22 protein-coding genes and 1 CRISPR repeat array are annotated in these 22,849 nt (G+C 67.7%); of the genes, 14 read left to right on the top strand and 8 right to left on the bottom strand.

Translation table 11 applies throughout. The features are described 5' to 3' along the window. Nucleotides 1–277: 277 nt before the first annotated feature. Complete coding sequence (locus ACWIGU_RS39710) at nt 278–1,153, top strand: IS5 family transposase (RefSeq protein ID WP_454406683.1); 876 nt, start codon at nt 278–280, stop codon at nt 1,151–1,153. Between the two features lie 688 nt (nt 1,154–1,841). Here the strand turns inward: ACWIGU_RS39710 and ACWIGU_RS39715 are convergent. Next, nucleotides 1,842–2,654, bottom strand: a complete 813-nt coding sequence (locus ACWIGU_RS39715) for a helix-turn-helix transcriptional regulator (RefSeq protein WP_454406685.1) — start codon at nt 2,652–2,654, stop codon at nt 1,842–1,844. A 319-nt stretch (nt 2,655–2,973) separates the two neighbouring features. On the opposite strand from ACWIGU_RS39715, the gene ACWIGU_RS39720 reads away from it, so the two are divergent. Genes ACWIGU_RS39720 through ACWIGU_RS39730 form a run of 3 tightly spaced genes read left to right on the top strand, consistent with a single transcriptional unit; the run spans nt 2,974 to nt 5,839 of the window. After that, a complete protein-coding gene (locus ACWIGU_RS39720) occupies nt 2,974–3,498 on the top strand; it encodes a hypothetical protein (RefSeq protein ID WP_329576639.1) in 525 nt (174 codons plus the stop codon). Next, complete coding sequence (locus ACWIGU_RS39725) at nt 3,498–4,655, top strand: MAB_1171c family putative transporter (protein ID WP_454406686.1); 1,158 nt, start codon at nt 3,498–3,500, stop codon at nt 4,653–4,655. The genes ACWIGU_RS39720 and ACWIGU_RS39725 overlap by 1 nt, the downstream gene beginning before the upstream one ends. After that, a complete protein-coding gene (locus ACWIGU_RS39730) occupies nt 4,649–5,839 on the top strand; it encodes an amidohydrolase family protein (RefSeq protein ID WP_454406687.1) in 1,191 nt (396 codons plus the stop codon). Before ACWIGU_RS39725 ends, ACWIGU_RS39730 begins: the two co-directional genes overlap by 7 nt. Nucleotides 5,840–5,857: 18 nt before the next feature. Here the strand turns inward: ACWIGU_RS39730 and ACWIGU_RS39735 are convergent, their stop codons facing one another. Further along, nucleotides 5,858–6,742 carry a helix-turn-helix domain-containing protein gene (locus tag ACWIGU_RS39735; protein ID WP_454406689.1) on the bottom strand — a complete coding sequence of 295 codons (885 nt, stop codon included), beginning with the start codon at nt 6,740–6,742 and terminating at the stop codon, nt 5,858–5,860. Nucleotides 6,743–7,602: 860 nt separating this feature from the next. Here ACWIGU_RS39735 and ACWIGU_RS39740 point away from each other — a divergent pair. The 8 genes from ACWIGU_RS39740 (at nt 7,603) to ACWIGU_RS39775 (ending at nt 14,089) form a co-directional block, all read left to right on the top strand. Next, nucleotides 7,603–8,547, top strand: a complete 945-nt coding sequence (locus ACWIGU_RS39740) for a hypothetical protein (RefSeq protein WP_454406690.1) — start codon at nt 7,603–7,605, stop codon at nt 8,545–8,547. Further along, nucleotides 8,547–9,260 carry an ATP-binding protein gene (locus ACWIGU_RS39745; protein ID WP_356008595.1) on the top strand — a complete coding sequence of 238 codons (714 nt, stop codon included), beginning with the start codon at nt 8,547–8,549 and terminating at the stop codon, nt 9,258–9,260. The genes ACWIGU_RS39740 and ACWIGU_RS39745 overlap by 1 nt, the downstream gene beginning before the upstream one ends. An 85-nt stretch (nt 9,261–9,345) precedes the next feature. Continuing rightward, nucleotides 9,346–9,951: a WhiB family transcriptional regulator gene (locus ACWIGU_RS39750; RefSeq protein ID WP_454406691.1), complete on the top strand. Its 606-nt coding sequence runs from the start codon at nt 9,346–9,348 to the stop codon at nt 9,949–9,951. Then, a complete protein-coding gene (locus tag ACWIGU_RS39755; RefSeq protein ID WP_454406693.1) occupies nt 9,948–10,946 on the top strand; it encodes a DUF2637 domain-containing protein in 999 nt (332 codons plus the stop codon). Before ACWIGU_RS39750 ends, ACWIGU_RS39755 begins: the two co-directional genes overlap by 4 nt. An 84-nt stretch (nt 10,947–11,030) precedes the next feature. Next, on the top strand, nt 11,031–11,255 hold the full coding sequence (locus ACWIGU_RS39760) for a hypothetical protein (RefSeq protein ID WP_454406694.1): 225 nt from the start codon (nt 11,031–11,033) through the stop codon (nt 11,253–11,255). A gap of 269 nt (nt 11,256–11,524) precedes the next feature. Next, nucleotides 11,525–11,875: a plasmid mobilization protein gene (locus ACWIGU_RS39765; RefSeq protein WP_454406695.1), complete on the top strand. Its 351-nt coding sequence runs from the start codon at nt 11,525–11,527 to the stop codon at nt 11,873–11,875. 3 nt (nt 11,876–11,878) lie between these two features. Then, entirely contained in the window at nt 11,879–13,624 is a 1,746-nt protein-coding gene (locus ACWIGU_RS39770) for a relaxase/mobilization nuclease domain-containing protein (protein WP_454406696.1), read from the top strand. A 72-nt stretch (nt 13,625–13,696) separates the two neighbouring features. Then, the gene (locus ACWIGU_RS39775) at nt 13,697–14,089 is read left to right on the top strand and encodes a hypothetical protein (protein WP_454406697.1); all 393 of its coding nucleotides are present in this window, start codon (nt 13,697–13,699) and stop codon (nt 14,087–14,089) included. Nucleotides 14,090–14,238: 149 nt separating this feature from the next. On the opposite strand, the gene ACWIGU_RS39780 is transcribed toward ACWIGU_RS39775, so the two are convergent. Next, entirely contained in the window at nt 14,239–14,859 is a 621-nt protein-coding gene (locus tag ACWIGU_RS39780; RefSeq protein ID WP_454406698.1) for an IS5 family transposase, read from the bottom strand. A gap of 101 nt (nt 14,860–14,960) precedes the next feature. Here ACWIGU_RS39780 and ACWIGU_RS39785 point away from each other — a divergent pair, with 101 nt between their 5' ends. Together ACWIGU_RS39785 and ACWIGU_RS39790 are read left to right on the top strand one after the other, a co-directional pair. After that, nucleotides 14,961–16,163 (top strand): IS110 family transposase, encoded by a 1,203-nt coding sequence (locus ACWIGU_RS39785; RefSeq protein ID WP_454406699.1) that lies wholly within the window; start codon nt 14,961–14,963, stop codon nt 16,161–16,163. Between the two features lie 347 nt (nt 16,164–16,510). Further along, nucleotides 16,511–17,587 carry an IS110 family RNA-guided transposase gene (locus ACWIGU_RS39790; RefSeq protein ID WP_432167887.1) on the top strand — a complete coding sequence of 359 codons (1,077 nt, stop codon included), beginning with the start codon at nt 16,511–16,513 and terminating at the stop codon, nt 17,585–17,587. A gap of 202 nt (nt 17,588–17,789) precedes the next feature. After that, nucleotides 17,790–18,857: a CRISPR direct-repeat array (repeat unit 29 nt; unit sequence CGGCTCACCCCCGCTCGCGCAGGGACCAC). A 20-nt stretch (nt 18,858–18,877) separates the two neighbouring features. Here ACWIGU_RS39790 and cas2e read toward each other — a convergent pair. From cas2e to cas7e, 5 genes are read right to left on the bottom strand one after another with little or no spacing between them, the layout of a single operon-like run. Then, the gene (gene cas2e, locus ACWIGU_RS39795; protein ID WP_454406700.1) at nt 18,878–19,192 is read right to left on the bottom strand and encodes a type I-E CRISPR-associated endoribonuclease Cas2e; all 315 of its coding nucleotides are present in this window, start codon (nt 19,190–19,192) and stop codon (nt 18,878–18,880) included. Nucleotides 19,193–19,198: 6 nt separating this feature from the next. Then, entirely contained in the window at nt 19,199–20,167 is a 969-nt protein-coding gene (cas1e, locus tag ACWIGU_RS39800) for a type I-E CRISPR-associated endonuclease Cas1e (RefSeq protein WP_454406701.1), read from the bottom strand. Next, entirely contained in the window at nt 20,164–20,811 is a 648-nt protein-coding gene (gene cas6e, locus ACWIGU_RS39805; protein ID WP_454406702.1) for a type I-E CRISPR-associated protein Cas6/Cse3/CasE, read from the bottom strand. The genes cas1e and cas6e overlap by 4 nt, the downstream gene beginning before the upstream one ends. After that, nucleotides 20,808–21,653 carry a type I-E CRISPR-associated protein Cas5/CasD gene (cas5e, locus tag ACWIGU_RS39810; RefSeq protein WP_454406703.1) on the bottom strand — a complete coding sequence of 282 codons (846 nt, stop codon included), beginning with the start codon at nt 21,651–21,653 and terminating at the stop codon, nt 20,808–20,810. The genes cas6e and cas5e overlap by 4 nt, the downstream gene beginning before the upstream one ends. After that, nucleotides 21,650–22,816 carry a type I-E CRISPR-associated protein Cas7/Cse4/CasC gene (gene cas7e / locus ACWIGU_RS39815; RefSeq protein WP_454406704.1) on the bottom strand — a complete coding sequence of 389 codons (1,167 nt, stop codon included), beginning with the start codon at nt 22,814–22,816 and terminating at the stop codon, nt 21,650–21,652. Before cas7e ends, cas5e begins: the two co-directional genes overlap by 4 nt. Nucleotides 22,817–22,849 lie beyond the last annotated feature (33 nt).

Below are 22,849 nucleotides of genomic sequence, written 5' to 3' on the forward strand. Positions count from 1 at the left end.
TCAATCGGAATGCCCTGCCCACTTTTGACGTAGGTCGAAGTGGCGTTCCCTCATCGTGGCATCCATGAGTCGGGCGTGCCGTAGCACGAGTTCGGCTGTCCGGGAGGGCGCTGGCGTAGCCAACCCGCCTTGAGCCAGGCGAACGTGGGGTTTTCGGACCACCATGGTCCGGTGTTGCTGCCTGCCTCCAGGCGACGAAGTGGTCGCAGATCGTATGGATCGCGTCGCCTAGGCCGTGTATCGAAAGTGGATCTTGAACTGTGAATGATCACGGTTCATGGGGCGGGGAGATCTCACGGACGAGCAGTGGGCGGTGCTGGAGCCGCTGTTGCCGAAGGGCGCCAGGTCGGGTCGGCCACCCGTCTGGCCTCGGCGGCAACTGATCGACGGCATACGGTTCCGGGTCCGGACCGGAGTTCCGTGGCGGGACATCCCCGTCGAATACGGACCATGGAGCCGGGTCTACGACCTGTTTCGCCGATGGCAGCGGAACGGCACCTGGCAGCGGATCCTCACCCAGCTCCAGTCCCTCGCCGACGCGAAGGGCGCGATCGTCTGGAACCTGAGCGTCGATTCCACGGTCTGCCGCGCCCATCAGCACGCGGCCGGGGCCCGCAAGCAGGGTGGCCTGCAGAAAGAACCACCGGGCGGCATCTTCACCGAGCCCCGTGATCATGGGCTGGGACGGTCGCGCGGCGGGTTCACCACCAAACTGCACCTGGCCGTCGAACAAGGTCAGAAACCCATGACGATCGTGATCACGGCTGGGCAGCGCGGGGACTCACCGCAGTTCGAACCCGTGCTGGAGAAGATCCGCGTGCCCCGCATCGGACCAGGCAGACCCCGCGTCCGACCGAATCGAGTCCGGGCCGACAAAGCGTACGCCTCCCGCAGAAACCGCGCCTACCTGCGCCGACGCGGGATCCGATGCACCATCCCGGAAAAGACCGACCAGGCCCGCAACCGCCAGAAGCTCGGCTCCCGCGGCGGCCAGCCTCCGTACTTCGACCCGGCCGACTACCGCGAGCGCCACGCGGTCGAGTGCGGGATCAACCGCCTCAAGAGACACCGGGCGGTCGCTACGCGATACGACAAGCTCGCTGTCCGCTACGAGGCAACCGTCCTCATCGCAACCATCGACGAGTGGCTGTGACCAGGTCCTTCACGACTCATAGGGCCGCCCCGGAAGTACATACTCCTGCGCGCTCGGGGACGGTCACCGCGCCCGTGCGCGGCATCGGAGCGGTCGGCAGGTGCCATCCGTTCGGCCAGCGCCCGCAGCGTCTCCAGGCCGGCCAGCACCTCCGCGCGATTGTCCGACACCTTCATCCACGCCGGCAGCCGAGCGAGCATCGACATCGTCGACTGCACGCCGCCACGCTCTCGCAATCGCGCCCCGGCGTAGGCGGACAGTTCGTCGACGTGCTCCTCGTTGTAGGCCCACAAGATGTGACCGGCGCAACGGGTCTGCAGCCACAGAGGCCGCTGGAAGAACGGATCCTCACTGCCGCCCAGTACCGCGCCGACCAGCCCAGCCCCCTGCAACTCAGGTTTCCAGTCGGCGACTGCACCGCACCCTCCACAAGCCAGACGACGCGGCTGGAACAGGAGCTCGCTGAAGTATCTGGGATCAGAAAGGCCAGGCCGGGGGATCACGAGAGCACGGCCCCCGCATCGCGGACAGACCACAAGCATCCGACCCGCGAACCGAGCCAACCAGCCCCCTGAGTTGAGTGATCCCCAGACCTCACGGTTGTGCATGAGGGGCCCTCGGGTTTTCCGTCGTGATGCCTCGATGGAGCGGCAGATGATGTTGATGACGGTGAGATCGAAGACTCCGCTCATTGTCGGACCAGCGCGATCATGCGTAGCTCTGGATGGCTCAAAGGGGCGAAGGCCATGATGCGTACTTGGATCTCCTGGCCGTCGTGAAATGGCAGCGAGAAGCTACGGACATCCCCGTCTGGATGCGCCTGTGCCAGACGTTCGGCCCAGAGTTCACGAGCTTCGTGGTTGCCGTCCAGGATGTCGTCGCGGAGTTGTAGGAGCTCTGGAACGTCGGGATGCGTGGCGATCGCGAAGCGGATCTGTGCGAGGAAGGGGATGGCCCAGTCGCTGCGCCAGTTGACGAGCTGTTCCCGGGCCTCTGGATACAAGAAGGCGAAGCGCATCAGGTTGGGCTCGTAGGGCAGCCAGGGGAACCAGTCCTCCTGGGGCTTGTTATGGGCGACGATGTCCCACCAGAGGTTCGAGACATAGGCGGGATGAGGCAGGAGTGCGTCGAGCACTGACTGCAGATTCGCATAGGACGCGGGGTCTGGCGCTGTCCGGGGCGGTGGAGGCGCGTGGCCGAGCGCGAGCTGGAAGAGGATGACGCGCTCGGCTTCCGCCAGCCGGAGAGTCATGGCCAAGCGCTGGACGAACTGTTCTGAGACGGGGCGCGGGTTGCCGCCCTCCAGCTGGCGATACCAGGAGCTTGCGACGCCGGTGAGAGAGGCGACCTCGTCCTGAGTCAGCCCGGGCTTCAGTCGTCTGCGCGTGGAATCGATGCCGGTGATCCGCCTGTGGTCGATCCGTTTGCGCCACCGCTTGAGCAGGGGGCCCAACTCCGGAGAAACCGCGTGCTTGGGCGGCGTATGGGCTGTGTCACTCATGTGCCGAATGCACCGCTCCCCACGTAGGAAGAATTTGAGGTTATGTCCGATTATTTTTGCTGGTTGATGTGCATGGAGAGCGACATTTTGGATGTGTGCGGAGTGTCGAGGGTGCGACAGGTCGAGTAGCGCCACTCCTGGTGGCGGAAGTGGCTGTGCAGGATTACTCATGCAAATAGTGTGTGAGTGAAGGAGCTGGGCAGCCGTGGTGTTGCGGTGGCGTTCCGGCAGGTCTGAATCGGTACCGAGCCTCGGATCGGGGCAGGCTTCCGAGAAACGGGCGCGGCCGGTCCCACGTGAGCGGTCTAGCGGACGTGGCGTGCAGGTGTGGACCAGCCGTGAGCTGGAGAAGCGTATTCGGCGCTTGCTGCGTTCGCTCGATGTTCAGCCGCCGCTGAGCGTGCCGGATCTGTGTACGGCGCTTGCGCGGCACAGAGGCCGGCACATCGAACTGCGGGCCTTTCCGCTGCGGGCCGATGGCCCGCTCGGGGCATGGCTCGAGACGCCGCAGGCAGACGTGATCGTCTTCCAGCGGGAGACGACAGCGCACCACCAGGACCACATCGTCCTGCACGAGCTGGGACACATCCTCGCCGACCATCCTGGACCGCCGGGCGGTGCCGTATGGGAGGCCCTGCTTCCCGGGCTCGGCGCGGACGCGATACGACGTGCGCTCCTTCGCTGCTCGTACGGGACCAAGGAGGAGCAGGAAGCCGAGCTCGTCGCCACGATCGTGGGGGAGTGGGCGGCGATCTTGGATCACGTCACGCCGACGGTGCAAAGTGATGACCTGTCAGTCCGCCGGGTGCAGTCGGCTTTGGGCGATCATGCAGGGTGGCTGTAGTGGCGTTCGTCTTCCTCTTCTGCCTCGGCGTGGCCGTGGCCTGGAAGTGGTACCAGCTGTCGAAGGCGCCGAGTGATCGACCCCTTCGGTCCGTCACCCTCTGCCTGACGTGTGCGGCCGCGTCGTACCCGGTCGCCATGCCCGGGGGAGCGACAGGCCTGGATACGGTCGCCGGCGATGGCGCTGCAAAGGTCGCTCAGAATCTGTTGCTGCTCGCCACGGTGTACTTTCTGATGTGCTTCTACCTGTACGCGGCCGCGGACGAGCGCCGTGGCCGCCGCCGGGTACGGGCCGAGGCCGCCCTCGTGCTCGTGGTCGGCGTCGCCATCACGGCCGCCGCAGCAAGCGTCCCGCACCGGGAGCTGGCAGGCAGCTTCGCCACAACCGACATGACAGTGTGGCAAGTTGCCTTCTTCTACGCAGTGGCCGGCGTGTATCTGATGTACGCGTTGACAGTTGCCGGCCTGTGGACCCGCCGGTATGCACGACTGTCCATGAGGCCGCACTCGACGGGCCTGTGGGCCGCCGGAGCGGGCATGGTCGGCATGGCGACCGCTTGCGCGATGCGTGCCGTCATCGTCGCAGCGCGATGGCGCGGAGCGGCGGTCTCCGACTCGGTCTTGCTCTGCGTAGCGCTGATCCTCGTCTGCTCGAGCCTGCTGTTTGTCCTCGGTATCACCTATCCCGGCCTACGCACGCGTCTGTCGCTGTGTCGGTTGTGGCTGCGACATCGGCGCGAACATGCTCGCCTCGAACCGCTCTGGCTGTTGATGACCGAGGCCGCGCCGCATGTGGTGCTCAAGTCCGACTCACGTTCGCGCTGGGACCAGTGGCGAGCGCGGGGCGTCCACCGTAGGCATCACCGCCGGTTCGTCGAGTGCCGCGACGGCCTGGTCGAGATCAGCCCGTACCTGGAATCGAATCCGCGCAGCGATGCGGTGTCGGACGAGACGAACGTTGACCGGGTGGCTGAGCAACTCCGCGCAGCCGTGTACTCCCGCAGGAGCGGGGTACCGACGAACGCAGCCACGCCCACGATGCCTACTCTGCCGGGCCCACGCAGCCGGGAAGCCGACATGCAAGAGCTCCTCGCCCTGTCCGATGCCCTGCGCTCCACAACTGACTTGCAACACAAGGAGAACCGCGCCACATGCTGATCACCGCCGCCCACGTTCTCGCCGGACCTGACCGGCAGCCGATCGCCGATGGTGCCGTCCTCGTACGAGATGGCGCGATCGCCGGTATCGGACCACGCGAAGAGGTCCAGCGCCACGCTCACCCCGATGAGCCGCGTCTTGCTTTCCCGGCCGGCACGGTGATGCCCGGGCTGATCGACGCTCATGTGCACCTTTGCTTCGACGCGGGCCCCGAACCCGTCGCCACCCTTGAGGAGGAGGACGACGAGGCCCTGTTCACGTCGATGCAGGCCCGAGCCGAGCAGCTGCTGCGCACGGGCATCACCACCGCGCGCGACCTCGGTGACCGCAATGGCCTGGCCGTGCGCCTGGCGCAGTCCGTCGCTGACGGCCTCAGCGTCGGCCCCCGCGTCGTCTCGGCCACCACGCCCGTGACGCCTCCGGGGGGCCACTGCTGGTTCCTCGGAGGTGAGGTGTCCGGTGTTGACGAAGTACGCCGTCTCGTGCAGTGCAACGTGGCTGCCGGTGCCAAGGTCATCAAGGTCATGGAGACCGGCGGCGGGCTCACCAAGGGGGGCGCCAAGAGCTGGGAGACCCAGTTCTCCCGGGCCGAGCTGGACGCGCTCGTCGACGAGGCTCACCGCGCCGGACTGCCGGTCGCCGCGCACGCCCACGGCGTCGATGGCATCACCGCCGCGGTCGAGGCAGGCGTCGACACGATCGAGCACTGCACCTGGATGACCGCCGACGGGTTCGAGGTCCTTGAGGACGTGCTCACCCAGATCATCGACAAGGGCATCTACGTCTGCCCGGCGGTCAGCCCGCACTGGCCGATGCTGCCGAAGTTCTTCGGCCCCGAACGCGCCGAGGCCATGTTCGACGCCGTACGGCGCATGGCTCAGGCCGGAGCCCGGCTGATCGCGGGTACGGACGCCGGGGTGCAGCGCGCCGGCTTCGACGGACTGCCCTCAAGCCTCCGCTTCTACGAGCACCTGGGGCTGCCCAACGAGCGCATCCTCGCGATGGCCACCACGGAAGCAGCTGGCGCGCTGGGGCTCGGCGACACCACGGGGCAGCTGACCCTCGGGTTCAGCGCCGATCTCCTGGTGGTGGAGGGCGACCCGCTCACCGACCTCGACTCCCTGAAGTCGGTCAACGCGGTGATCGCGGCGGGACGACACCACCACCTGGACACCAACGAGTAAGCGTACAAAGGAAGTTGTTCAGTGCCCGGGGCCGTCGGCTCCGGGCTTTTCCCTGTCGGCCATCTCCTGAACGACCTGGTTCAGGAACGACAGAAGCTCGTCCGACATCCCCTCCGGCCCGAGCCCTCGCGCCGCTACGCGCCCCACCGCGCCGGTCCTGACTGCAGCGAGCAGCCGCAGCCCCTCCACCACCTGCCGGGCCACGGTGTCGTCCGGCTGGAAGAACAGAGGGGAGACATCGAAGACTTCGGCCAGGCCGGACGCGACGAGCGGCGGCAGTTCGGCGTCGACGCCCGTTCTCAGCTCGCGCACACCGGTCTCCGTGATGACCTGGCCACCGGCGTGCCCATTGACCGCGCGGGCGATCTCGGCGTCCGACGGGGGAGTCTGAGCGCCGGGATATGAATGCTCCAACAGGTAGGTGATCTTCTCGGCCACCGATCGGGGCACAGACGATCCACCGGATGCCACCGGCACCTCGATGCCGAAAGAGCGCTCCTGCGCCGCCAGGAGTTCCTCGACGGGCACGCCGTAGGCCTTCGCCAGTGGTTCCTGGAACTTCGGACTCAGACGACGCTTGCCGCGCTCGGCATTGGCGACCGGGCCCGAGCTCTTGGTGCCGATGAGCTCTCGCGTCTGGTACTGGCTGTAGCCGGCATCGCAGCGCAGATCGGCCAGGTCGGGCTGCTCGCCTGAGGGGCGGGGGAACAGGTCGTCCAGCGGGAGGCCGAAGAATCTGGCCAGGAGGGGCAGCTTCTCACCGTCGGGTGTCGAGGAGCCCAGCTCCCAGCTGGCCACGGTCGAGTCACCCACACCGATCGCGTCCCCGAGATCGCTCTGCGTGATGTCGCGTGCGCGGCGCAGGGCGCGAACTCGGTCGCGGTCGAAGCGACGAGGGGCCATCTGGCGGCTCTCCCGATCCTGGTTTCCCAAATCCCGAAAACTTCAGCTTGTTGATTCGATGCTCAAACCGGGATAGATTCAGTTTGGCGATTCGAGGTGTCCAACGTACACCTCCTGCACCCCTGGGCTCATGTCGACCTGCGTGTCCCGCGGGCGTCAGGACGCGCAGGTCGACTGCTCGCCGTGCGTCGGCGATGAGGAGTCGGCGTCGCAGTGAGGCCGTGGACGCGGTCCGCTGGATCGCCGAAGGCTGCGTGCATATGTTGCTGATCCCTCGGCGGCAGCGCCGACCTGGAGAGCAACTCGAAGGAGCTGTTTGGGAGTTACCACACGCCAGAGATGGCGTCCCCACCGGGGGAAATGAAACCGGCGCCCAGAAGTTCGCAGCTTCCGGACGCCGAGACCGCACCCCGAGGGGGCGGCTTCATAACTGGAGCGGGTCGGCTGGCCTTTTCGACGAGAACGGCCGTCCCACTTCATCTACGAGTGAGGAATTCTCGCATGTCCCAGCACAGCCGCGAAAGGCCGGCAGGCCCTCGTGCTTCCGTCGGCAGCCCAGCCGCCGGCAATCGCCGCATCCGGCTGACGCGCTGCCTCGCAGAGGTCATCCCAGGCGCCCGCACGATCCGGGTCACGCTCCACGCACCGGCACGGACCTGGCCAAGCCCCTACGCAACCGCCTACGACGCAGCAGGGCGACGGCTCACGCTCAACCAGGCCCAAGCCCGAACGGCAGCCCGCTGGATCATCCGTGCCTGCCCCGAGGCCGAGTGGCGCCACGAGCACGTACTCGACGTGGCAAGCGGATCGATCACCAACGCCCCAGCCACTGCGTACTCGATGGACGGAGCACGCTGACCATGGCTCGCATCCGCACCATCAAGCCCGAAGCCTTCGCGTCCGAATCTCTCGCTGCGGTCTCCCTGACCGCCGAACGGACCTTCTACGGCCTCCTCACCCAAGCCGACGACCGCGGCCGCTTCCGCGACCAACCTGCCGTCATCGCCGGCCTGCTGTGGTCCCTGCGACCGGGCCATGGGCCCATGGGGGTCGAGGACGACCTCATCCAACTCGCTGCCGAAGACCTCATCTGCCGCTACACAGGTGACGACGGCAAGGCCTACCTCCACGTCGTCACCTGGTCCCAGCACCAGCGGATCAACCGGCCGAGCGGCGTGCGCACCCCACCTTGCCCACACCACGACCAGAAGCCCGCCGACCAGGCCGAGGATGCGAACGCGCGACGAGTGCTCACTGAGGACTCACTGACGGCTCACGACGCTGACAAGCGACTGTCACCCCACCCTGCGGACGCGCCCGAACGCCTCGAAATAGCAGGTCAGACAGTTGTAGCGGGCGGCTCCGCACAACCTCACGCACAGCTCACTGAGCCCTCGGTGAATCCTCACACTCCGGATCTAGGACCTAGGAACCTGGATCTAGGAACTACTTCCCCTTCGGGGAGCGCAAGCGCTCCCGCCCCCCAGCAACTGTCCGCCCAACAGCTCATTGCCGAATACACCGCTGCCTGCACACACCGCCCACCCAGCGGAGTCCTGGGACACCTGGGCCGGGAGACGGCCAGACTCCTCTCCGAAGGCATCGCCCCCGCCCACATCCGTTCGGGGCTGAGCCTGCACCGGGCCAAGGGCCTCCACCCCAGCACCCTGCCGAGCCTCGTCCACGAAGCGATGAATGCCTCCCGGACCAACTCGGACCGGCCGGGCTCCCGACCTAACCTGCCCGTCCATCGGGCCTGGGCCAACCCCGCCGACCCTGCCGCCGCCTACGCCGAGGAGCTGTGATGCGCGACCACGACGCCCAACCCGTCGGCGGCCTCGCCCGACGCCTCGCGGGCATCCTCGCGGCTCGCGGCCAGGACCCCACCGCACAACCCTCCTACGAACCAGAGCGGCTACCCGCCCTCGAACTGGGCGAGGCCCGCATCCCCGCCCGCTACCAGAGGGCCGTCGCTGATCACCCCGCCGTCGCCGCCTGGGTGCGCGAGGTCGCCGACGGCGGACGCCCCGGCCCCCAAGGCGCCCCCGGACTCGCCGAAGGCCGCTCACTCCTGATCGTCGGCACCACCGGCACCGGCAAGACCCATCAGGCCTACGGAGCGGTGCGCTCGCTCCTGATCGCCGGCGTTCGACTGCGCTGGAAAGCAATCACCGCCGCCGACCTCTACGCCGAACTGCGCCCCAGGCCGGGACACGACGGCGAACGGGAACTGATGGACCTGGCCCGCTGCCCCCTGCTGATCATCGACGACCTCGGCGCTGCCAAGTACAGCGAATGGACCGAGGAGATCACGATGCGGCTCATCAACCGCCGCTACAACGCGATGCTCCCGACCCTGATCACCACCAACCTCGGCATGGCCGATCTGCGCACACACATCGGCGACCGCGTCGCCTCCCGCCTGACCGAGATGACCGACCGCGTCATCCTCGACGGCCCCGACCGTAGACGTGCCCTCGCCGCCGAGCGCCACGCCTCAGCGGCAGCCCGCGCCTGACCACGCGGATCCACGTCACGCCCGCACCCTGCACCACCCCCTGGCCACCCCTGCCCAAAGGCGCCCAGGGGAGACGGAGACACCCATGCACCACACCACCAGCAACACCTCGCAGCACCGCGCACTTGGCAACCACGCATGGCGCGACCACGCGGCCTGCCGCTCGACACCCCACCACCAGATCGACCCCGACCTCTTCTTCCCCGAACCCGACGAACTGGACCGCATCCACCAGGCCAAGACCCTCTGCGCCCAGTGCCCCGTTCGCCAAGGCTGCCTTGACGCCGCGCTCGACAACGGCGACACCGTGGGCATCCGGGGCGGCATGACCGAAGAGGAACGGGAGCCGCTGCATAAGAAGACGGAGTTCCGACTCGACTACAGCCGAGTCAACGACGCATTGGCCGGCCGCGACATCTTCCTCTCCCGAGCCGAACGCCGCGCCGTCGCGCGTGCCGCCTACCAGGCCGACATCCCCGCGGAGCGGCTCGCCACCATGCTCAAGATCAGCGATGAGCACGCCAAGAAGCTCTACCGCCGCACCCGGCGCGAAATCCGCAATCGTGCCGCAGAACAGCAACAGGCGACGGAGGCCAACGCGGCAGTGATCCCCCTCGGCAACACCCGCAAGACGTCGCATAACCCGCAGCGCAAAGCCTCCGCACACGGCACACGCAAGAGCGCCGCATGAGCCACTCGACGCCGACTCCGGCCCACATCAACTCATGGGACCGAGCCGCCATCGTCGCCCTCGGCGGCGCCGGATGCGCCCTCTCCTACGACGCCCTCCAACAGATGGCCACCGCCATCCACATCCGAGGCTTCCTGACCTTCGTCTTTCCCCTGGTCATCGACGGCTTCATCGCCTACGGAGTACGCGCACTCCTCGTCCTGCGCACCGCACCCCTCGCCGCCCGCTGCTATGTCTGGCTGCTCTTCGCCACAGCGACTGCCGCCAGCATCTGGGCCAACGCACTGCACGCAGTACGCCTCAACGAACAACAGCCCCAGCACGCCGGCCTCCGCCTCGGCGACGTCACCGTCGGGGTGCTGTCCACCCTGGCCCCACTCGCCCTGGCCGGAGCCGTCCACCTATACATCCTCATCGCCCGCCGAATTACCGAAGCAGCAGTGACCGGGACAATGGACAACCAGAGTGCCCGGAGCGGGCGGGACGGCGATGCCGACCCGGACACCGTCCCGATAGCCACCGGGCACGTGCCCGCCGACAGCGTCTGTCGGCCGACCGTCCGGACATCGGCCACAGAAGTGTCCGTGGAGACCAACACGGTCACCGCGCCGGCCGAAGCCTTCGGACACTCGCCGGTCGGCCCGGAACCTGAACGCCATGACCGCGCCGCTGGCCTGGACGGACAGTCGGTCACCAGACCTCGGCCGGTCACCGTCCCGCCCCAGGCGAAAGCGCTAGAGACCTTCGCGGACACCATCCGAGTCCGCCGGTCGGACAACCGTGACCAGAAGCCAACGGCGGTCACCGACGACGAACTTCTCGCCATCGCCCGCACCGCGGTCACCGACTCAGGACGCGTGACCCGGAAGGTCGTCGGCGACGCCATCCGAAGCCGAAACCACGGTCTCGGCAACGACCGGCTCACCGACCTCATGCGCCTCCTGCGCGAAGAACGTGACAAGGCCCAGCAACAGGTCAGCGACCCGGTCAACTGACCGGACACCTTCTCTCCGGCGGGTGCCCAGAACCGCCACCGAGCCGGGCACCCGCCCCTGCACACGAAACGGGACGCACCACGAATGCACACCACACCAGCCACCCGCCTCGAAGCCGACACGAGGATCGGCGTCCTCATCCGGTACGGGCACCTGCACAGCGCAGAACCCGGACCCGACGAGACCTGGACCGTGAAGCGCACACCCGCGAGCACGCCCCAGACCCTTCACCACCCCGTCGTGACCCTGGACTTCGTCGCCGAGATCCTGCGCGACGTACACCGCGACGCCTCCGGCCTTCGACGATGACCCTTCACGACTCGACCCAGACCCGCCTGGAATCGGGAGAGGTCCATTGCCCGTACCGAGGCCGAGCAAGCTGTAGCTTCCGTAACTCCTCCGCTGCCACGGGCTGCGGAGGAGTTACGGAAGCGCATGCCCCCACCCCTGAAGGGGAGGAGGAGGCCCGGCACCAGGGGATGCCGGGCTCTGAGACTGCGACCGAGGGCGGATCGCAGCCTGGGGGAGAAGCAGACCCGACCGCCGCGACGCGTGCGCGTCCCCGACTGCGCCAGAGCGTGCCCCGTGACCAAATCCGCAGCGTCCGCCTGACCCGTGACGAACTCGACCTCGTCCACCGCGCCGCCGAATCCGTCGGCCTGAAGACCGCGGGATTCCTCGCAGACGCCGCGGTCGCCGTCGCCCAGGCCCAAGGCGGTCCGAAAACCTGGCTGTTGGACCAGCGCGGCCGGGTCGAGGAAATGATGGCCGCGAGCACCCAGCTCGCCCGCGCCGGCAACAACCTCAACCAGGTCGCCCGCATCCTCAATTCCGGAGGCCACGTCGACTACGCAGAGGAGGCGGTCGCCCGCGTCCTGCGAGCCGCGGCCCGGATTGAGGCTGCGGCCATCAAACTGGCCAGGCGGTGAACCTTGGTCCCCGACATCTCTACTGGCAGCCGTACGTACGGACTCCTCGCCTATCTCTATGGCCCCGGTCGCCGGGACGAACACACCGACCCGCACATCGTCGCCGCCTGGAGTCCGGAACTCGCCCCCGATCCCGGCCGCGACCCGGCCGCTACCCTTAAGCAGCTCACCGACCGACTCGACCTCCCCGTCCTCGCCCTGCCGAAGGACCGACGCCCGACCCGGCACGTGTGGCACTGCCCCGTACGCACCGCGCCCGGCGACCGGCACCTCACCGATGCCGAGTGGGGCGAGGTCGCCCGCCGCATCGTCCACGCCACAGGCATCGCCGAGGATGGAGACGACAAGGCATGCCGGTGGATCGCCGTACGCCACGCCGACGACCACATCCACATCGTCGCCACGCTCAAGCGCGAAGACGGACGCAGCCCTCGCCGCCACGAAGATGGCATCCGTGCCCAGGCCGAATGCCGCAAGATCGAAAGGGAATGGGGTCTGCAGGTCCTCAACCAGGGTGACGGCACGGCTGCTCGACGCCCGACCAGTGCCGAACGCTCCAAGGCCGAACGCACGGGCCGGGTCGAACCGCCCCGCGAAACGCTACGCGAGCAGGTCCGCCAGGCCCTGGCCGGAGCCACCGACGAGGAAGAGTTCTTCCGCCGCCTCACCGAGGCCGGCCTGCGTCTCGAAAAGCGCATCGCCCCCTCCGGCGACACCATCGGATACAAGGTCGCCTTGCCCGGCGACCGCAATCGCGACGGCCAGCCCATCTGGTTCCCCGGCTCCAAGCTCGCCCCCGACCTCTCCCTCCCCAAGATCCGGGAACGCCTTGAAGCCGGAACAGTCGACAACGAGCCAGCCCTCGCGGGCCCCGTCCCCCAGTCCTCCCGACCGGCCCGCGCACGACGCGGCGCCACCCACATCGCCGAGCAGGCTCTCACGACACTCGCCGGAGACCACGACGGAGACATAGCCGCGCAGCTCGTCGGCTTCGGCGAACTCCTCGACGCGGCCGCTCAGACGGCCTCGGCCTCTGCCCGCAAGGAACTCTCGGAAGCAGCCCGCACCTTCGAGCGCGCCACTCGCTCCCACATCCGTGCCGAGCACGCCGACCATCACGCTCTACGTTCTGCTGCGCGCGGCATCGTCCGTGCTGGCAACGCCCTGGGCAAGGGCGAGGACGGCGGCGCCACGGCGATGCTCCTGTCCACCATGGTCCTCGTCGCCATCGCCGCCATCCGCTGGCACTCCGCCCGCGGACACGCCCAACAGGCCGCTGCCGCCCGGCAAGCCGCCCAACACCTGCGCGCCGCGTACCGAACTGCTGCCGCCACCCCCATGAACACGATGACCGCGCAGGGCCGCCACCTCCCCGCCCCCGTCCGCGACCGCTACGCCCACACCCTCGAAGGCGCCCTCCCCGCACAGGCCGACCGCCTCCTCTGCGAACCCGGCTGGAACGCCCTTGCCGCCACCCTCGCCCAAGCCGAACACGCAGGACTCGATCCTGAGGCGCTCCTTCAAAAAGCCATCGAATCAAGCGAGTTGGACACCGCTGACAACGTCACCGACGTACTCGTCTGGCGATTGCGTCGCATCGGAGAGCTGCCAGCAGCTTCCATCTCAGCCCGCGTACGAACGAACCCCCGGTTGCACCCGCCACAGCCCCAGGCCCCGAAGCCAACGACAACCGAGTCTCCGGCCCGCAGGGACACGAGCAGCTCGCGCAGGACAGGCCCACGGCGCTGACCAGCACCGCAACGGGCTGGACACCCACAGCCGCCGACTCTTAGGGCTGGTGAAGGAGAGGACGAGGAGACCATGCTGATGCTCATTGAAGACCGCCGGCCCCCGAGAGCCACTCAGCTGGCATCGGCTGGGGACGTCGACCCCCTGCTGCGGCTCCAGCAGGAAACCCAGCTCGGCGATGACATCATCCGCCTCCGCACCACTACCCACCCCGAAGAGATCCGGATCACGGGCATTCCCGTGATGTGCTCGAAGTGTGGGGCCCGGCGGGACTGGATGGTCATCTGTGACCGCAGCACGATCAGCAGCCGATGCCGCTGCGCGCACGAATGGGTCGAGCCCGAGCTGACTCGCGCCGACTACCAGGCGATGATCGACGTCGGCGGCGTGGACCACTCGAGCCTGGAGGCCGCCGCCCAAGCCATGGGCTACGACGGCACGCTGGCCGGCACCTACCTCGCATAACGGGCGATATTGCATTGGATGGCAACATACGCCGTAGCGCTCAAAGCCTCGGGGTTCGTAGTCGGCTATCCGATTCCACTGCAGTTGTAGAGGCATTCGAGCCACTCCTGGCAGCAGGATTCACGAGTCAGCTGATTCCTGGCCGGTGCTCATGAGAGTGGGGTCTGCTGCAGGGTTGGGTGACAGGATGTCACCCGATCGTGCGGCAGACCCCCCGTGCAGGCGATGCTGGTGAAGGCCAGGAAGTGTTCGGCTTTGCGTTCATAGCGGCGGCATCCGGCGAGCCAGGCCATGGTGCGTTCGATGGTCCAGCGGTGCCGTCCCAGCCGCTGGGAAGACTCGATGCCTTTGCAGGCGATGCGGTGCCGGATGCCTCGCTGGCGTAACCATCGGCGCAGGTGGTCGTAGTCGTAGCCTTTGTCGGCGTGGAGTTTGGCCGGCCGCCGTCGGCGCGGACCGCGACGGGAGCGGATGGGCGGGATGCCGCGCACGAGCGGTTCGAGGGCCTGACTGTCGTGCAGGTTGGCACCGGATATCCCTACGGACAGGGGCAGTCCGGTCCGCTCGGTGATCAAGTGGATCTTTGAGACGTACTTGCCCCGATCCACCGGATTCGGACCTGTCAGGCCCCCCGAGTTACCGTTTTCGTGGTCCCGCAACGGGACTCCCGGCCTCCGAGCCCGGCATGACTTGGTCCCCTTGTCGATCATGGTCGAAAAAGTGGTGTCACCGGGCCTCGGAGGCATTGGCAGACCGCTGATCAGGGGCATGACCGCTCATTCCGTACCGGGGTGAAGCAGGGCTTCGTAACGTGGATGCCGGCACGCTGATGCCACAGGTGAGGCCGGGAACGCGTCGCTGGGGAGGGTAAGTGAACGGCACGAGCGAGATCGATGTCTACCTCGGTCTGGAGGTCGGGAAGGGCGAGCATCACGGCACCGCCCTCACTCCGACGGGCAAGAAGGTCTTCGACAGACCGCTGCCCAACAACGAGCCGCGACTGCGCGAGCTGTTCACGAAGCTGCAGGCCAAACACGGCACGGTACTTGTGGTCGTGGATCAGCCGGCCTCGATCGGCGCGCTGCCACTGGCCGCGGCTCGCGATGCGGGCTGCCGCGTCGCCTATCTGCCGGGTCTGACGATGCGACGGATAGCTGATCTCTATCCGGGCGAGGCCAAGACCGACGCACGCGACGCGGCGATCATCGCGGACGCCGCCCGCACCATGCCGCACACCCTGCGCGATCTCGCACCGAACGACGAGACGATCGCAGAGCTGGGGATGATCGTGGGCTTCGACGACGACCTGGCCGGCGAGGTGACACGCACCAAGAACCGCCTGCGCGGGCTCCTCACCCAGGTTCACCCCTCACTCGAGCGGGTCCTGGGCTCGCGGCTCGACCATCCGGCCGTCCTGGTTCTCCTCGAACGCTATGGCTCACCAGCTCAGTTGAGGAAAGCCGGCCGACGACGGCTGGTATCCCTGCTGCGACCCAAGGCTCCGCGCATGGCCGAACGTCTCGTCGAAGACATCTTCGCCGCACTGGACGAACAGACCGTGGTCGTCCCGGGCACCGACGCTGCCGCACTGATCGTCCCCAGCCTCACCGGCTCCCTCCGGTCCGTGCTTGACCAGCGGAAAATCCTCGCTACCAAGATCGAGGAACTGCTGGAGGCCCACCCTCTTTCCCAGGTCCTGATCTCCATGCCCGGCATCGGGATCAGGACCGCAGCCCGGATCCTCATCGACGTCGGCGACGGCAGCAACTTCCAGACCGCCGGACACTTGGCCGCCTACGCAGGTCTTGCTCCCGCCACCCGCAGATCCGGCTCGTCCATCCGCGGTGAGCATCCCTCCCGACGAGGCAACAGACAGCTCAAGAGAGCCTTCTACCTCGCCGCCTTCGCGTCGCTGTCACAGCCGGACTCACGCGCCTACTACGACAAGAAACGCCGGGAAGGCAAACACCACGTCGCAGCCATCGTCTGCCTGGCCCGGCGCCGCATCGACGTGCTCTTCGCGATGCTCCGAGACGGCACGTTCTACGACCCCGCACCCACCGCCGCTGCTTGACCAAAACTGTGAGTCTTTACCTGGCTGGTCCGGGACCGGCTGGCAAGGTTGACTGTGAGTCTTTACCTGGCTGGTCCGGGACCGGCTGGCAAGGTTGACGTCGGTCGCCCCGTCGCTGTCGTGACTCGTGACGAAAGTGGCCCCAAAGGGTGCCCTGCCTATGAACTGTCCGACTGCGGCGGGCGGCCGGCGTCGACCCGGCCCACCTCGGTGGCCTGATAAGAAGCCTGCCCGACCCTGAAGGGGCCGTGGCCCATCACAGTTCTGCCTCGAAGTGACCTCTCCCGGGCACGGCGCCGGTCCGCAGCGACCGCGATTACCGTCTCACGGAGAGGAATTCCGATCGCGTGAACACCATTGTCGCCCACACACGTTCGTTCGTCATCGGCGTCGATACCCACGCCAGGACCCACACCTACGCTGTCCTCGCCGCGAACGGCGAGCACCTGGACACGGAGACATTCCCCAACACCCACGCCGGCAGGGCTCGCGCGATCAACTGGGTCGGACGCCGCACCGGCGGGGACCTTGGCGCCCTGTGGGTTATCGAAGGCATCGGCAGCTACGGGGCCCAGATTGCCCGCCAGAGCGCCCTTGCCGGCTACCGGGTGGCCGAGGCCGCCCGCATGGGCCGCGGCGGGCGCCGCGGAATCGGCAAGTCCGACCCAATCGATGCCCGGCGCATAGCGGCAGCCGTGCTTCCGCTCCCCGAAGAACAGCTGCGAAACCCGCGGATGGACGAAGGGATCCGCGCGGCAGCCCAGATCCTCCTCACCGCGCGGGACGAACTCACCAGCGAGCGAACCAGGGCTGTGAACGCCCTGACCGCCCTGGTGCGCACCGCTGACCTCGGCATCGATGCCCGGCGTTCCCTCGGTGCCAAGAAGGTTGGCGAGATGGCTCGTTGGCGTCCCCGCGAGGAAGACCTCGCCACCGCGACGGCCCGCACCGAGGCAGTCCGTCTCGCCAAGAGGATCCTCGTCCTCGATGCAGAGATCACGGACAACACGAACCGGATAGGCGAGTTGGTCGACGCCAGCCCTGCCGCCGAGCTGGTTGAGGAAACCGGAATCGGTCCCGTCACCGCCGCCACCGTCCTGGTCGCTTGGTCTCATCCAGGTCGGATCCGCAACGAGGCCGCGTTCGCCGCCCTCGCCGGAGTGAGCCCGATTCCCGCCTCCTCGGGCAACACCACCCGCCACCGGCTCAACCGCGGTGGCGACAGGCGTCTCAACCGCGCCCTGAACGTCATCGCCATGGTCCGCATGGTGCATCACCCCCAAACCCGCGCCTACGCCGACCGACGGCGCACCGAGGGCAAGACAGACCGCGAGATCCGCCGCTGCCTCAAGCGATACCTCGCCCGACGCCTCTATCGCCACCTCAACAACGCCGCTGCGCCGATTGGGGTTGACGGGATATAGAAGCTTCATAGGGGCACTTTTTCAGGACTCGCATGTTCACCGAGTCGATCGCGCAGCGAGACCAGTCCAGTTCACCCCAGGAGCCGAGTTCGTCGAGGACCAGTCGATGGAGCTTCGCCCACACCCGGGCTTTCGACCACTCGGTGAATCGCCGATGCGCCGTGGGTCCCGACGGTCCGAACGAGGCGGCGGACAGCTGCTTCGGCTCACCCCCGCTCGCGCAGGGACCACACGCCTTACGCTGCGCGAGCATCTGCTCGCGATCCGGCTCACCCCCGCTCGCGCAGGGACCACCGGTGCGTGTTGTGGCAGATCACCGCCATCGGCGGCTCACCCCCGCTCGCGCAGGGACTACTCCTCGGGCACCAGTGCCCTTGAGACCCTGCCCGGCTCACCCCCGCTCGCGCAGGGACCACGAGTTGAGGCCGACAGCGAGGGACGCGGCGGCCGGCTCACCCCCGCTCGCGCAGGGACCACGTGATGCTCGCCCCGTCACCGGTGTCGGTGGACGGCTCACCCCCGCTCGCGCAGGGACCACTGCGAGTTGAGCGACCCCGTGCCGGCGCATCGCGGCTCACCCCCGCTCGCGCAGGGACCACGAGCCACCCAGGGCCTCACTGCTGCTCACGTACGGCTCACCCCCGCTCGCGCAGGGACCACAGGCCCACATACTCGCGAGCCAACTGCTTGAGCGGCTCACCCCCACTCGCGCAGGGACCACAATCCGGAGAGCTACGCCACGGACGGTCTCGACGGCTCACCCCTGCTCGCGCAGGGACCACAACAGTGCCGGCTACTGGGGTCAGGAGGTCGGCGGCTCACCCCCGCTCGCGCAGGGACCACTCCCGGTACAAGGTCTGCAGGCGCACCCCGCGCGGCTCACCCCCGCTCGCGCAGGGACCACGCGGCCTCGTGACGGCTACTCTGGCGGCCGTGCGGCTCACCCCCGCTCGCGCAGGGACCACGCGCGACCCGTACTGCGCGGCCATGGCCGCAGCGGCTCACCCCCGCTCGCGCAGGGACCACTTCCCCGAGTCGTACAGGGCGTCGGCGCCGGTCGGCTCACCCCCGCTCGCGCAGGGACCACTGCGAGTTGAGCGACCCCGTGCCGGCGCATCGCGGCTCACCCCCGCTCGCGCAGGGACCACAGGCGCTGCTGCTGGAGGGCGATCTCGTCGCTCGGCTCACCCCCGCTCGCGCAGGGACCACGCAATCTCGTCTCGCTGAGCGGACGGAGCTTGCGGCTCACCCCCGCTCGCGCAGGGACCACACCTACTGACCAGGCCATTCTCAGGACGTTATCGTTTTGTTATCCACCTCCATTGGGTTGAACGCAATCAGGGTCAGGCCATCGAAGTCGACGGGTTCGCGCCTGCGTTGGCCAGCTGTGCGGAGCGTGAAGCGCTGTTCGTTGTTGTCAGGGAATGCCAGCACAGCGGCGCCGTCGCCCACAGATACCGAGACCGTCTTCCAGAGTTCGTCTCGGACCTTGGCGGACAGTGTTCCCACGTAGAGGCCAGGCATCGGTTCTGTGAGCCAGCGGCTGAGGGCTCCGCGTACGTGGTCGGGGATCGCGGTTGTGGCGATGACGGTCAAGTTCGCCAAGGACATTCACTCCGTGTCGTAGTTGATGCCACCATCCAGCGTGCCGCTGACGGGATCCCAGAGATGGACGAGTTCTTCCGCTGCGTCTTCCGCATCCTCCTGCCGAGCGGCGTCGCCCGGGTCGAGTAGGTCCTGGATGTCCGCGACGATGCGCGGGAGCAGGCGGAACAGGCGGAGTTCTTCCCGGAAGGAACGGCGTGCGGCGCCTTCCGCGTCTGGTGCGTCGCTCAGCGAAAACGCCAGGGGAAGCGTCAGTTCCGCCTTGTACAGATCGGCGATGTCGTAGACGAAGGAGTGGGAGGTGCCGGTGTGGACGAAGCCGAGAGACGGGCTGCAGCCGAGCGCATTGATCGCCGCGTGAACGATGCCGTACAGGCAGGTGTTCGCCGCTGAGAGGGCACGGTTGACGGGGTCTTGGCTGTCCCAGTCCGCAGGGTCGTAGGACCGTTTGAACGGACGTAGCCGGTGCTGCTGAGCAAGGAGTCGGTACAACGCTTTCATCCGCTGGCCTTCCAGCCCTCGGAGCTGGGCGACCGTGGCGTCGGCCGGTGCCGTATCGCCGAAGCGGTGGATGTACATCCCGCGGGCGACTGCGGCACGCGTTTCGTCGTCGGCCCAGGCCCTGACCTGCGCTTCGAGCCAGCGGTTGGGCATTCCGTCGGTGGCTGAGGCCGCGTAGCAGCGCACGCCGCCGGAGCCGGTGCAGATGACCGTGGTGCCGTGGCGTGCCAGCGTCCCGAGGGCCCTCGCCGTGATGGAGGTGCCCGGCCCCAGGAGCAGACAGCTCAGGGCCGCGGTGGGGATGGCGACGCGCTGGGCGCCCTGCTCGGTCTTGATGACGGCGTCGACACCTGTGTCGTCCTGAACCACGCGCGCCGCGTCGAGATAGAGGAATGACAGGGAGTCGCCGACACGTGGGAGCATCGCCGCGGTGGGGGCGGCTAGGCGTCGTCTGGCGCGGGCCGGTGAGCTCATCGGGCGGGAGCAATGCTGAGAAGCCCGCATCCATAGGCCTTGCCGCGTCCGATTCCCGTGGCGAGGCGCGTGATGAGCGCGTCGGGGTCGGTGATTAGGGCGGTGCCGTCGAACCGAGTTCGCGCGTGGGTGATGGAGCGTTTGTCGCTTGCCCGTTCACCGCGGGCGTCGTCGAGACGGGCGCTGCTCACGCTGCTCAGCGTCAGTCCCGAGGTGGCGGCCTGGCGCTCCCACCAGTCCTCCGCGTCGGCTCCGTGCAGCGGTACGACCTGGCGGGGGCGGCCGACGGTCGTGTTGTGTCCCAGCTTGCGTGTCGCGTTGGCGGTAAGGCGGTACTGCACCCGCATGCCCTGTTCCATCTTGTGCAGGAGTGGCCCGAGGGACTTGCTCTGGACCTGCCCGTAAGCAGGGTCGAGCCGTGTGGCATCGGGCGCAATCGTGCTCTGGACGAGTACGGCGTGACCGTGGGGGGTCTCGTCCAAGCGGAACAGCGCGCCTGTCTGTTGGCGGGCTTCGCTTCCCAGTCCGTCGGGGAACAGCATCATGATGCGGTGGTGCAGCCCTACAGCGCTGCGGATGTCACGCCTCGCCTCCCGATGGCGAGGGTCGGGAATGATGCGAGTGAGCCATAGGTCCAGAGTCATCGCAGTGCCTCCTGTTCGTGATCCAGGTACGCGGCGAGGGCGTGAAGGTTGGCGGTTCCGACTCCCTGGCACTGCGTCACGGGCAGACGCAGGGTGATCCGGTGCTGTGTGCGAGAGCGATAGCGCCGGTCGCGGGGGGCGAAGCTGAGCGGATCGTCCGGTGCTTCCTGTACGAGGACGTCGGGCATCGGCATGTCGGGGAATTCCGTCTGGGCTGCGCGGATCAGCTCGGTCAGGGGCTGGTCCGCGGTGAACTCCACGACGACGGCTTCGGTTCGACGCGGCGGAATGCGGGACAGCGGGAGGCGGAGCAGGTGGCGCATAGGTGAGGCGACGTCGTCGGCGAGTACGACAGGTCCGCTGGGTGGGCAGGACCGACGGCCGAGGTAGAGGGGCCATCGAGGGTTCTTCAGTGCCTGTGCGCAGGTTCGCAACAAGGGGGCGTCGCCGGAGGTGACCGCGACGGTGAACGCGGCGTCCTGCAAGTAGTAGCGGTCGGAGATCAAAGTGGCGCTCCCGGGGCTACGGCGCTTCCCCTCGGCGGTGGGCAGGGTGAGACGGTGGGGCATACCCCCACCAACCGTGTGGAAGTCCCGGAGTCTGGAGCCGGCCCGGTCGATACGTACCGTGAAGCGGAGGGCCTGGAGGTCATCCAGCGGTATCTCTCGCCCTCGTCCGAGCGCGGACGCCATCAACCCGATGAGGCCGGAGCGGGTGGGTGCGGTCGCGGTGTCCCGTTCATTGAACCGCGACCGGTGTCCCCAGGACTGCAGCGGAGCTGTCAACTGCAGAAGCAGTCCGCGGTTCACCGGGCTCGTGGAAGGTCCGGCGCCCGTACTCACGCGGCGGCCCCGGACGGAAGGGCTGCGTCGACAGCGCCGAGGATGAGCGTTTCGAAGGACTCCACACGATTGCCGAGCCCTGCCAGGTCCTTGAAGTCGAGGGACGCGTGGGCAGCGTGCAACGGTCCGTTGCTGCCCAGGAGCCTTTCGACCGCGAGGGCATAGGCGTCGAGCGCGGCCACCGACGGCTCGGTGTGTCCGCCATCCCGCGGGGCCCGTACGGGACGTTCGAATGCCGAGGCGTAGGAGACCGGCCGGTCCTCGCGGACGGCGACGTGCGCGAGGGCAGGGATGCTGTGCGGCGCGGTGGAACCCTTCTTGGCCTGCGGCAACGAGAGCAGTGCCGCGTCCAGGAAGCTGGTGACCAGCTCACGAGCAGCTTCGGCGTCGTCGTTGAGGTTGGTCAGCAGGTCGCGTACGTCCACCACGATGTAGCGGTAGAGCACGCCCGCACTGTGTTCGGCGTGCCCCATGTGGGCGCTTCCGGTGGTGTCCCCCCAGTTGGCCGTGACGTCGTCGACGGCACTGAAGTAGTCGATCTCGGTGTCGGTCTCATGCGTGGAGAAGGCGTGGGCGACCTGGACGGCACCGTCGACCTTCGCCTCGGAGACCTCGGCGAGCATGCGCCCGAAGAGATTGATGATTCCGTTCCGGGTGCGGAGCACGGCGTCGACACGGTCAGTGGGGAGAACGGCGTCCTTCTGCTTGAGGGTCTTGGTGACCTTGGCAGATTCCAGAACGGCCCGGTGTTCCTCGCACAGGTCCGCCAGCTCCCCAACAGCGGTGTCAGGTACGTAGACCATGGCAGCGGAGGACCAGGGGCCGCCCTCGTCACCCTTCTTCGGGGGTTCGGCACCGACACTGCTGGCCACCACGGTGTGGGTCGCGGCTCGGCGTGCGAGCTCAGCGGGCCATCCACGCTCCTCCACCAGGTGCCGCTCGATGCGCTCGGAAAGCCGTCGGGTACGCACACTCTCCGTGCCGATCCTCGTCTGCAGCCGCAGGCGCATGGCCCGCTTCCAGCTCTGGCTGCTGACTCGGGTCCGGTTCACGCCTCCGAACTGGACCGTTTTAACGGAGTTGGTGTCGTCGCGGTTGAGGTTGGCGTACGGGATGCTCTGCACGATGTGCAGTTCAATGAAATGGCCCTGGTGCTGGGACATTGGGGGCTCCTAACCGTTCGGAATGGGTTCGGC

The organism is Streptomyces sp. NPDC055400, from assembly GCF_053644375.1.

Excerpts from the sequence above, each read along its gene's own strand:
- cas6e (WP_454406702.1), bottom strand. The coding sequence starts at position 20,811 with ATGACTCTGGACCTATGGCTCACTCGCATCATTCCCGACCCTCGCCAT.
- ACWIGU_RS39745 (WP_356008595.1), top strand. The coding sequence starts at position 8,547 with ATGCGCGACCACGACGCCCAACCCGTCGGCGGCCTCGCCCGACGCCTC.
- ACWIGU_RS39730 (WP_454406687.1), top strand. The coding sequence starts at position 4,649 with ATGCTGATCACCGCCGCCCACGTTCTCGCCGGACCTGACCGGCAGCCG.
- ACWIGU_RS39760 (WP_454406694.1), top strand. The coding sequence starts at position 11,031 with ATGCACACCACACCAGCCACCCGCCTCGAAGCCGACACGAGGATCGGC.
- ACWIGU_RS39775 (WP_454406697.1), top strand. The coding sequence starts at position 13,697 with ATGCTGATGCTCATTGAAGACCGCCGGCCCCCGAGAGCCACTCAGCTG.
- ACWIGU_RS39755 (WP_454406693.1), top strand. The coding sequence starts at position 9,948 with ATGAGCCACTCGACGCCGACTCCGGCCCACATCAACTCATGGGACCGA.
- ACWIGU_RS39740 (WP_454406690.1), top strand. The coding sequence starts at position 7,603 with ATGGCTCGCATCCGCACCATCAAGCCCGAAGCCTTCGCGTCCGAATCT.
- ACWIGU_RS39710 (WP_454406683.1), top strand. The coding sequence starts at position 278 with ATGGGGCGGGGAGATCTCACGGACGAGCAGTGGGCGGTGCTGGAGCCG.
- ACWIGU_RS39715 (WP_454406685.1), bottom strand. The coding sequence starts at position 2,654 with ATGAGTGACACAGCCCATACGCCGCCCAAGCACGCGGTTTCTCCGGAG.
- cas7e (WP_454406704.1), bottom strand. The coding sequence starts at position 22,816 with ATGTCCCAGCACCAGGGCCATTTCATTGAACTGCACATCGTGCAGAGC.
- ACWIGU_RS39735 (WP_454406689.1), bottom strand. The coding sequence starts at position 6,742 with ATGGCCCCTCGTCGCTTCGACCGCGACCGAGTTCGCGCCCTGCGCCGC.
- ACWIGU_RS39780 (WP_454406698.1), bottom strand. The coding sequence starts at position 14,859 with ATGCCCCTGATCAGCGGTCTGCCAATGCCTCCGAGGCCCGGTGACACC.
- cas1e (WP_454406701.1), bottom strand. The coding sequence starts at position 20,167 with ATGAGCTCACCGGCCCGCGCCAGACGACGCCTAGCCGCCCCCACCGCG.
- ACWIGU_RS39750 (WP_454406691.1), top strand. The coding sequence starts at position 9,346 with ATGCACCACACCACCAGCAACACCTCGCAGCACCGCGCACTTGGCAAC.